This is a genomic window from Massilia sp. LC238, assembly GCF_000735635.1.
Classification (GTDB): domain Bacteria; phylum Pseudomonadota; class Gammaproteobacteria; order Burkholderiales; family Burkholderiaceae_D; genus Telluria; species Telluria varians.
The window spans coordinates 395891-406125 of record NZ_JNNN01000030.1 but is presented as its reverse complement, the minus strand read 5'-3'; the positions used below and the strand labels follow the sequence as shown (position 1 = coordinate 406125).

Genomic DNA, 10235 nt, shown 5'->3' with positions numbered 1-10235 from the left:
GCGCGTCTGGACATGCACCGGCTGCGGCGCGTACCACGACCGCGACGTCAACGCGGCCATCAATTTGCAACGGCTCGCCACCGGCGCCCTCGCGGCGGCAACGGCGCTACCCGTGGCGAGTCCGGCGACGACGCCGGGCACTGCCGCCGGCCAGGTGCCGGCGGGAGGCGGGAAAGTCACGCCTGCCAGGCACGAGTTCGGTCAACAAGACGGTTCGGGGCAGGAAGAGAACGCTGCACACTTTTGTGCACGTTTTTGCTAGCAGGCGGCCATGCGCGATGCGAACGTGGTGGTCATCGGCGGGACGGGTTTCATCGGCGGCCACCTGCTGGCGCGCCTGGCGGCGGACGGCGTCGGCACGCTGGTCCCCGCGCGCCACTACGAAACCGCCAAGCAGCTCACCACCTTGCCCTACCTCGACCTGGAGGTGGCCGACATCCACGACGACGCCACGCTGCGCCGCCTGGTGGCCGGGCACGACGCCGTCATCAACCTGGTCGGCGTGCTGCACGGCGGCCATGGCGATCCCTACGGTCCGGTGTTCCGGCAGCTGCACGTGGAGCTGCCGCGCCGCATCGTCCGAGCCTGCGCCGAGCTGGGCGTGCCGCGCTATCTGCACATGAGCGCCCTCGGCGCCAGCCACACGGGCGCCTCGATGTACCAGCGCTCCAAGGCCGACGGCGAGCTGGCCGCGCGCAGCGAGCCGAATGTCGCCGCCACCATCTTCCGTCCCTCGATCGTGTTCGGGCCGGGCGACCATTTCCTCACGTTCTTCGCCAACCTGCAGCGCCGTTTCCCGGTGCTGCCGCTGGCCAGTGCGCAGTCGCGCCTGCAGCCGGTGTACGTGGAAGACGTGGCCGCCGCCTTCGCCGTGGCGCTGCGCGAACCGCGCACGCGCGGCGCCGTCATCGAGCTCGGCGGCCCCCAGGTGTACACGCTGGCCGAACTGGTGCACCTGGCTGGGCGCTACGCCGGCCATGAACGCCAGGTGCTGGCGCTGCCCGACTGGGCCGCGCGGCTGGAAGCCAGGCTGTTCGAGCTGCTGCCGGGCGACCCGATGATCAGCCGTGACAAGCTCGATTCCATGAAAGTGGATAATGTGGTCGATCCGCTAACGCAAGCCTTGACAGCGGAGGCGCTCGGAATCAAGCTGACGTCGCTCGAGGCCGCCGCGCCGCACTACCTTGCGCCGGAAAGTAGCCTGGATCACTACCGCGAGCACGCAGGCCGCTGATTTCTCATACCGACTCACTACAGGACACCATGCAGACCATCGAACTCGACCCGACCCTGTCTTCCACCCTCGAGGCAGCCCGCCAGCCGGGCCTGACCCTCGTCATCGGTAACAAGAACGTGTCGTCGTGGTCGATGCGGCCCTGGGTGGCCGCGGTGGCGTTCGGAATTCCGTTTACCGAGATCCGCGTCCTGCTCGACAAGCCCGACACCGCCACCAACATCGCGCGCTATTCGCACGCGGGCCGGGTGCCGGTACTGCTGGCCGGCGACATGACGATCTGGGACAGCCTGGCCATCGTCGAATACCTGGCCGAGCAGTTCCCGGACAAGCACATGTGGCCGCAGGACGTCGCCGCGCGCGCCATGGCGCGCTCGATCGTGGCCGAGATGCACTCGGGCTTTTCCGAACTGCGCAGCGCGATGTCGATGAACATCCAGGCGCGCCTGCCCGGACGCGGCCGCACTCCGGGTGCCCAGGCCGACATCGGCCGCATCTGCGAGATCTGGGAAGACTGCCTGTCGCGCTTCGGCCACCACAGCTTCCTGTTCGGCGACTTCTCCATCGCCGACGCCTTCTACGCCCCGGTGGTGTGCCGCTTCAAGACCTATGGCGTGGCGCTGGCGCCGGCGCTGCAGGCCTATTGCGAGCGCGTGCTGGCCCACCCGGCGGTGGCGCGCTGGGTCGACGAAGCGATGCGCGAGATCGATCCGACCCCGCAGCACGACCTCGACCTGCCGCAGGAATGACGATGCGCAGCTATGTGGTGGGCGGGGCGGTGCGCGACGAGCTGCTGGGGCGTCCCGTCACCGACCGCGACCACGTGGTGGTCGGCGCCACCCCGCAGCAGATGCTGGAGCTGGGTTTCCGCCCGGTCGGCAAGGATTTCCCGGTTTTCCTGCATCCCGACACGCACGAGGAATACGCGCTGGCGCGCACCGAGCGCAAGACCGCGCCGGGCTACCACGGCTTCGTGTTCCACACCTCGCCCGACGTCACCCTGGAAGACGACCTGGTGCGGCGCGACCTGACCATCAATGCCATGGCGCGCGCCGACGACGGCAGTATCGTCGACCCCTACAACGGCCAGGCGGACCTAGAGGAGCGCATCTTCCGCCACGTGTCAAACGCCTTCGCCGAAGACCCGGTGCGCATCCTGCGCCTGGCGCGCTTCGCCGCGCGCTTCCCGGACTTCCGCGTCCACGATTCCACCCTCGCGCTGATGCGCAGCATGGTCGAAGCGGGGGAGGTCGACGCCCTGGTGCCCGAGCGGGTCTGGCAGGAGCTCTCGCGCGGGCTGATGGAAGAACGTCCGTCGCGCATGTTCGACGTGCTGCGCGACTGCGGGGCACTGGCGCGCATCCTGCCCGAACTCGACGTCCTGTGGGGCGTGCCGCAGCCGCCGCTGCACCATCCGGAAGTCGACACCGGCGTGCACATCATGCTGGTGATCGACTATGCGGCCTCGCAAAAGCATCCGCTCGAGGTGCGCTTTGCCGCCCTGGTGCACGACCTGGGCAAGGGCGTCTCGCCAAGCGAAACCTGGCCGGCCCACCACGGCCACGAATTCGAGGGCCTGAAACTGGTCACGGCCGTGTGCAAGCGCCTGAAAGTGCCCAACGAATGCCGCGACCTGGCCCTGATGACGGCGCGCGAGCACGGCAACGTCAGCCGCGCCCTGCAGCTGCGCGCCAACACCATCGTCACCCTGTTCGAGCGCTGCGACGCCTTCCGCAAGCCGGAACGCTTCGCCCAGATGCTGCTGGCCTCGGAATGCGATGCGCGCGGGCGCGGGCACGAGGAGCACCCGCTGCGCTTCGAGGACTATCCGCAGCGGCCGTATCTGCTGCGCGCGCTGGAGGCGGCCCGCGCCGTGAACGCCGGCGAGGTCGCGGCGCGCTACGCCGAGAAGCGCGACAGGATTCCCGAAGCGGTGCACGTGGCGCGGGTCTCGGCGGTCAAGGCGGCATTAAGGGTTTCGTAGGGTGGGCGGCTCGTAATCCGGGCCACTGGCCCGGATTACCCCACGCGGTGATCGTTACAGGCTCCGCTCTCGCGCCTGATGATCTCGCTGCAAACTATCACCGCGTGGGCGTTCGTAATTCAGGCCACTGGCCTGAATTACCCCGCCCACCCTACAGTGCACGACTGTTCCGCAAGCTTTTGCTATGCTCTCCGGATAACAACATGATGTAACGGAGGACAAGATGGTTGCCGTGCTGGCGCAGCGCGTAGCGAGCTTGAAACCGCGTCGCCGCCTGCAACTTGCTGGCCTGGCGGTGCTGGTGCTGGCCTTGCTGCTCGCCTTTTTCTATATCCGCTCGGAAGCGACCGATCCCGAGGTCCGCAACGACGTGATGCTCAACCTGCGCGAGCTGGAAAAGCTCGACGCCGAATGGGATGCCAACATCCTGCGCGCCCATATCGGCCGTGCACCAGCCACTGCGCAATTGACCACTCAGCTGCCGCGCATGCGCGAACTCCAGCAGCGCCTCGGCGAGGCGCTGCCGGAAGCCGCCAGCCCGGCCGTGAACACCGCCTACACCCAGCTGCGCGACGCCCTGCAGCGCAAGGAGCTGATCACCGCCCAGTTCGCGCGCCACAACCCGCCGCTGCGCGAGGCATTGAGCTTCCTGCCGCCGGCCGTGGCCGACCTCAAGACCGAGCTGGGCGGCATCGAGGGCGCGCTGGCGCCGGCGCGCCTGGTGGTCCGGCTGGACGCTTCCCTGAACGACCTGTTGAGCGAGATCCTGCGCTACAACGTCGCGCCCCGCCCGGCGCTGGCGGCGCGCATCGACGAGATCCTGGGCGACATCGCGGCCCAGGAGATCGCCTTCTCGCCCGCCGTGGTCGAGAAGATGGACGCCATCATCAAGGCCGCGCGCGTGATCCTGGAAAAGCGCCCGCTGGAAAACCGCCTGGAAGCCCAGATCGCCGCCTCCGGCGTGAGCGCTGCGCTCGACCGCCTGGGCCGTGAATTCGACCGCTCCTTCGACGCCAAGCTGGCGGTGCGCGAGCGCTACCGCAGATACCTGTTCGCCTATTCGGCCATCCTCCTGATGCTGCTGGCCTATGCCGGCATGCGGCTGCGGCGCAGCTACCGCATCATCGGCGAGGTCAACCACCGGCTGCAGGCGGCCAACGAGAACCTCGAGCACCGCGTGGCCGAACGCACCGCCGAGCTGGAATCCCAGTCGAAGCAGCTCGAGCGCCTGGCCCAGCACGACAGCCTGACGGGCCTGATCAACTACCGCCAGCTGACCCGCCTGCTGGAGCGCGCGCTGGCCCGCGCCACCCGTCGCGATTTGGTGGTGGTGGTCATGTTCATCGACCTGGACGGCTTCAAGGCGGTGAACGACACCTACGGCCACGCCACCGGCGACCTGGTGCTGCAGATGGTCGCGCGCCGGGTGCAGGAAAAGCTGCGCGCCGAGGACGCGCTGGCGCGCCTTGGCGGCGACGAGTTCGTCATCATGCTGGAAGAGGTCGCCTCGCGCGAAGGCGCGCTGCGCGTGGCCCAGCTGGCGCTCGACCAGATCAAGTCGGTCACCGAGGCGGACGGCAATCCGGTCCGGATTTCGGCCAGCATCGGCATCTCGAGCGCGCGCGGTTCGCTGGGCGCGGCGCGCGGCTCGGCAGCGCTGCTGGCCGAGGCCGACAAGGCCATGTACGAGGCCAAGCAGGCGGGCAAGGGTGTGTTCGTTGTCAGTCCTTCATCGCAGTGGATCGTTCCGGGACAGGACGGCAAGCAATAGCAGAATCCGCTACAATCCGACGTATGCTGCACTGCACAAAGTAAGGATGTTGGACATGCTGGACAATTCCCTGTTCCGTTGGCTGAAGGGCCTTGGCGGCCGCCGCAAGGACGGCCGTCCGACCGTGCTCGTCAAGGAACTGGGCGAACGCGACCGCCGCCGCATCCTGCGCCACTTCCTGGCGCTGGACGACAAGGACCGCCTGCTGCGCTTCGGCAGCGTCATCCCGGACGATGCCATCACCAAGTACGTCGAGAAGCTCGATTTCAGGCACGACATCGTGTTCGGCGTGGTGAACCGCGTGTTCCAGCTGGTGGGCGTGGGGCACCTGGCCTTTGCCAAGGCCGGCGAGGGCAAGCCGACGCAAAAGGAACGGGTGGCCGAGTTCGGCGTGTCGGTCTCGAAGTCGGCGCGCGGGCAGGGCGTCGGCTCGCGCCTGTTCCAGCGCGCAGCGATCCACTGCCGCAATGCGGACGTGGACACCCTGTACATGCAGTGCCTGACCTCGAACCAGACCATGATGCACATCGCCAAGAAGGCGGGCATGGAAATCAAGCGTGAGTACGGCGAGGCGGATGCCTACCTGCAGCTGCCGCCGCCGAGCCCGGCGAGCGTGATGGCGGAGGCGCTGGAGGAGCAGTGGGCGGTGATCGATTACACCGTCAAGGCGAATGCCCGGGCGGCGGTGAAGTGGCTGACGCCCAAGAAGTGACAGACTTGTCTTTCGTAGGGTGGGCAGGTTTCCTGCCCACGCGTTCAAACAGTGCTGGAGATGACGCGGGCATTTGACAGTCAACTATCACCGCGTGGGCGGGAAACCCGCCCACCCTACATTACCCGGCAACGGGCAGTGCGGTGGTTTCTTTGATCCTCTGCAGCGCAAAACTCGACTTCACATCCAGCACCGCCGGATGCTTGAGCAGCGTGCCCATCATGAAGCGCGAGAAGTGGTCCATGTCTTCCACGTGCACGCGCAGCAGGAAATCCATCTCCCCCGTCATCGCATAGCAGGCCACCACCTCCGGCCAGGTCCCCACCGAGATCGCGAAATCGTTGCGCGGCGAGGTCGCCGGCAGGCCCGGGGCGCCGCGCGCGCCGCCCGCCACTTCGCTGTGCTTTTCCAGGCGCACGTTCACATAGGCCAGCAGCCCGAGCCCGATCTTGTCCGGATCGACGAGGGCCACGTACTGGCGGATCACGCCCGCTTCTTCCAGGCGCTTGATGCGGCGCAGGCAGGGGGAAGGGGACAGGTTGACGCGCTCGGCCACGTCCTGATTCGACAGGCGGCCATCGGTCTGCAGTACGGACAGGATCTTGCGGTCGGTCTTGTCGAGCTCGATTTTTGACATGTTTTCCTCGGTGGATTCGCGAACCCGGCAATTTTATTGCGCAAATCATCTGGCGGGGGGAATTGTTTGGAATTTAATGCCGGAGGCCCAGGAATATACTGTGCGCATGATGGATCAGGCTGGCAGAACCCGGCCCCGCGCGTCCAGATGGCCAGCAAGAGCCGCAGCGCGCCCCGCATCCTGGCGACATTAACGGAGACACCGCATGAACGCACCCCTGGCGCGCGCCAACCTGGCGCTGCCGCAGCACGACATCACCCTCGACGACAAGTGGACGCTCGAACGCGGCCGTGCGTTCATGACCGGCACCCAGGCCCTGATCCGCCTGCCGATGCTCCAGCGCGAGCGCGACCAGAAGGCCGGCCTGAACACCGCCGGCTACATCACCGGCTACCGCGGTTCGCCGGTCACCGCCGTCGACCAGACCGCGATGAAGGCGAAGAAGCACCTCGACGCCCACCACGTCAAGTTCCACCCGGGCATGAACGAAGACCTGGCGGCCACCGCCGTCTGGGGCACCCAGCAGACCAACCTGTACAAGGACGCCAAGTACGACGGCGTCTTCGCCATGTGGTACGGCAAGGGCCCGGGCGTGGACCGCTGCGGCGACGTTTTTAAACACGGTAACAACGCCGGTTCCTCGAAGCACGGCGGCGTGCTGGTGCTGGCCGGCGACGACCATGCGGCAAAATCCTCGTCCACCGCGCACCAGTCCGACCACATCCTGACCCACTGCGGCATCCCGGTCCTGTACCCTTCGTCGGTGCAGGAATACCTGGACTTCGGCCTGCACGCCTGGGCCATGAGCCGCTACACCGGCCTGTGGGTGTCGATGAAGTGCGTCACCGACATCATCGAGTCGGGCGCCGTGGTCGACCTGGACCCGGACCGCGTGCAGATCGTCACCCCCACCGACTTCGAACTGCCGCCGGGCGGCCTGAACATCCGCTGGCCGGATGCCGTGCTGGACCAGGAAGTCCGCATGAGCAACTTCAAGTGGTATGCCGCGCTGGCCTATGCGCGCGCCAACAAGCTCAATCGCATCATCTGGGACAGCAAGAAGCCGAAGATCGGCATCATCACCGCCGGCAAGAGCTATGTCGACACCCGCCAGGCCCTGGCCGACCTCGGCATCGACGAGCAGGCGGCCGCCGACATCGGCCTGCGCCTGTACAAGGTCGGCATGACCTGGCCGCTCGAATCCGAAGGCGTGCACGAGTTCGCGCGCGGCCTGGACGAGATCCTGGTGGTGGAAGAGAAGCGCCAGGTGATGGAATACGCCCTCAAGGAAGCCCTGTACAACCTGCCGGACGGCGAGCGTCCGCGCGTGGTCGGCAAGTTCGACGACACCGGCGAGTGGAGCAACAAGGACCGCATGGGCCACGGCGACTGGCTGCTGCCGGCCACCTACGAGCTGAACCCGGCCCAGATCGCGCGCGCCATCGCCTCGCGCATCTCGCACTACTGCGCCGGCCACCCGGTCGAGCAGCGCGTGAAGGAGCGCATCGCCTACCTCGAGAACAAGGAACTGGTGCTGAAGTCGATCCCGGCCAAGGCCAATCCGGAAACCGACCGCATCCCTTACTTCTGCTCGGGCTGCCCGCACAACAGCTCAACCAAGGTGCCGGAAGGCTCGCGCGCCATGGCCGGCATCGGCTGCCACTACATGGTGCTGTGGATGGACCGCGAAACCTCCACCTTCACCCACATGGGTGCCGAGGGCACGACCTGGATCGGCCAGTCCCCGTTCACCGACGAGAAGCACGTGTTCGTGAACCTGGGCGACGGGACGTACTTCCACTCGGGCATCCTGGCGATTCGCGCGGCGGTGGCGGCGAAGGTCAACATCACCTACAAGATTTTGTACAACGACGCGGTCGCGATGACCGGCGGCCAGAACGTCGACGGCCCGCTCGACCCGGGCATGATCACGCGCCAGATCGCCGCCGAAGGCGTGCGCCCGATCATCGTCGTCACCGACGAGCCGGAAAAATACCCGGACGACTACGCCTGGGCCGAAGGTGTCACCGTGCGCCACCGTTCCGAACTGATGGACGTGCAGAAAGAACTGCGCGAGATGCCTGGCGTTTCCGCCGTCATCTACGACCAGACCTGCGCCTCCGAGAAACGCCGCCGCCGGAAAAAAGGCGAGTTCCCCGACCCGGCCAAGCGCGCCGTCATCAACGAAGCCGTGTGCGAAGGCTGCGGCGACTGCTCGGTGCAGTCGAACTGCCTGTCGGTCGAGCCGCTGGAAACGGAACTGGGCCGCAAGCGCCAGATCAACCAGTCCTCGTGCAACAAGGATTTTTCGTGCGTCTCCGGCTTCTGCCCGAGCTTCGTCACCGTCGAAGGCGGCGGCCTGAAGAAGCCAAAGAAAGCGGCGACGTCTGAAGCCGCGCCGCCGGCACTGCCGATGCCAGCCATCCCGTCGATCGCCGAACCCTTCGGCATCCTGATCGCCGGCGTGGGCGGCACCGGCGTGGTGACCGTCGGCCAGATCCTGGCGATGGCGGCCCACGTCGAAGGGAAGGGCGCCGTGGTGCTCGACCAGTCCGGCCTGGCCCAGAAGGGCGGCCCGGTGATGTCGCACGTGCGCCTGGCCGAACACCAGGCCGACCTGCACTCGACCCGCGTGGGCACCGGCAGCGCGGACCTGGTGATCGGCTGCGACCAGATCGTCGCTGCCTCCCGCGACGCCCTCTCCCGCATGGGCGAAGGCCGTACCTGGGCCACCGTCAACTCGACCGGCGCCACCACCGCGGCTTTCGTCAAGAACCCGGACTGGCAGTTCCCGGCCGAGGGTTCGAAGGGCGCCATCCTGCAGGCCTGCGGCGCCGACAACGTCGATTTCGTCGACGCCGGCAAGATCGCCACCGCCCTGATGGGCGATGCGATCGCAACCAATATGTTCATGCTGGGCTACGCCTTCCAGAAGGGCCGCGTGCCGCTGCTTGAGGCCTCGCTGCTCAAGGCGATCGAACTGAACGGCGTCTCGGTGCCCTTCAACAAAGCCGCCTTCAACTGGGGCCGCACGGCCGCCCATGACCTGGCCTCGGTGAAGAAGCTGGCCACTCCGGCCCAGGTGATCGAGTTCAAGCGCAGCGAGACGCTCGACGACATCATCGCCCGCCGCGTCGAGCTGCTCACCGCTTACCAGGACGCTGCCTACGCCGCGAAGTACAAGGCTTTCGTGGACCAGGTGCGCGCCGAGGAAGCAAAACTCGGCAAGGGCAGCCGCCTGGCCGAAGCCGTGGCGCGCTACTTCTACAAGCTGATGGCTTACAAGGACGAGTACGAAGTCGCCCGCCTGCATACCGACCCGGTTTTCCGCGCCAAGATCGCCAACATGTTCGAAGGCGACATCAAGCTGAAATTCCACCTGGCGCCGCCGCTGCTGGCCAAGCACGACAAAGAAGGGCGCGCGCTCAAGAAGGAATACGGTTCGTGGATGATGGGTGCGTTCGGCGTGCTGGCCAAGCTGAAACGCCTGCGCGCTACCCCGTTCGACGTGTTCGGCTACACCGCCGAGCGCCGCACCGAGCGTGCGCTGATCGGACAATACCGCCAGACCGTGGAAGCGCTGCTGCCGCAACTCACTGCCGAGAACCTGGCGCAGGCGGTGGCGATCGCCAGCATCCCGGAAGACATCCGCGGTTACGGCCACGTGAAGGAGCGCCACCTGAAGGCCGCCAAGCAGAAGGAAGCGGCTCTGGTCGCGGCTTTCCACGCGCCGGCCGCCGGCGCCCCGCGCGCCGCATAAGCGGGCAGCGCTTGACAGGAGAGAACAAGGCCGGAAAAACCGGCCTTGTTCGGCCGCCTCGTCGGCTCTTGTTCTTCTGGAATTCCCTTTAGCATTTCTTGTTGTCCATCAGACCCAACTGTTACAGTTGGTTGCAC

Annotated in this window: 8 protein-coding genes; 7 read left to right on the top strand and 1 reads right to left on the bottom strand. The window is 66.8% G+C overall.

Translation table 11 applies throughout. From position 1 onward, the window contains the following. From FG94_RS26495 to FG94_RS07730, 6 genes are all read left to right on the top strand, one after another. Window positions 1–262, top strand: a 262-nt coding sequence (locus FG94_RS26495; RefSeq protein WP_152570881.1) for a zinc ribbon domain-containing protein, incomplete at its 5' end; no start/stop codon positions are given. Window positions 263–271: 9 nt separating this feature from the next. After that, window positions 272–1234, top strand: coding sequence for a complex I NDUFA9 subunit family protein (locus FG94_RS07750; protein WP_036209199.1), 963 nt, complete (start codon window positions 272–274; stop codon window positions 1232–1234). 29 nt (window positions 1235–1263) lie between these two features. Then, window positions 1264–1983, top strand: coding sequence for a glutathione S-transferase family protein (locus FG94_RS07745; protein WP_036209197.1), 720 nt, complete (start codon window positions 1264–1266; stop codon window positions 1981–1983). Between the two features lie 2 nt (window positions 1984–1985). Then, window positions 1986–3218: a multifunctional CCA addition/repair protein gene (locus FG94_RS07740; protein ID WP_036209195.1), complete on the top strand. Its 1233-nt coding sequence runs from the start codon at window positions 1986–1988 to the stop codon at window positions 3216–3218. A 223-nt stretch (window positions 3219–3441) separates the two neighbouring features. Continuing rightward, complete coding sequence (locus tag FG94_RS07735; protein WP_036209192.1) at window positions 3442–4989, top strand: diguanylate cyclase; 1548 nt, start codon at window positions 3442–3444, stop codon at window positions 4987–4989. A gap of 55 nt (window positions 4990–5044) precedes the next feature. Continuing rightward, the gene (locus FG94_RS07730) at window positions 5045–5701 is read left to right on the top strand and encodes a GNAT family N-acetyltransferase (RefSeq protein ID WP_036209189.1); all 657 of its coding nucleotides are present in this window, start codon (window positions 5045–5047) and stop codon (window positions 5699–5701) included. Window positions 5702–5822: 121 nt separating this feature from the next. On the opposite strand, the gene FG94_RS07725 is transcribed toward FG94_RS07730, so the two are convergent. Beyond that, window positions 5823–6338: an Lrp/AsnC family transcriptional regulator gene (locus FG94_RS07725; RefSeq protein ID WP_027868200.1), complete on the bottom strand. Its 516-nt coding sequence runs from the start codon at window positions 6336–6338 to the stop codon at window positions 5823–5825. A gap of 205 nt (window positions 6339–6543) precedes the next feature. Between FG94_RS07725 and FG94_RS07720 the strand changes: the two genes are divergently transcribed. Then, window positions 6544–10098 (top strand): indolepyruvate ferredoxin oxidoreductase family protein, encoded by a 3555-nt coding sequence (locus tag FG94_RS07720; RefSeq protein ID WP_036209186.1) that lies wholly within the window; start codon window positions 6544–6546, stop codon window positions 10096–10098. The last annotated feature ends 137 nt before the right edge of the window (window positions 10099–10235 follow it).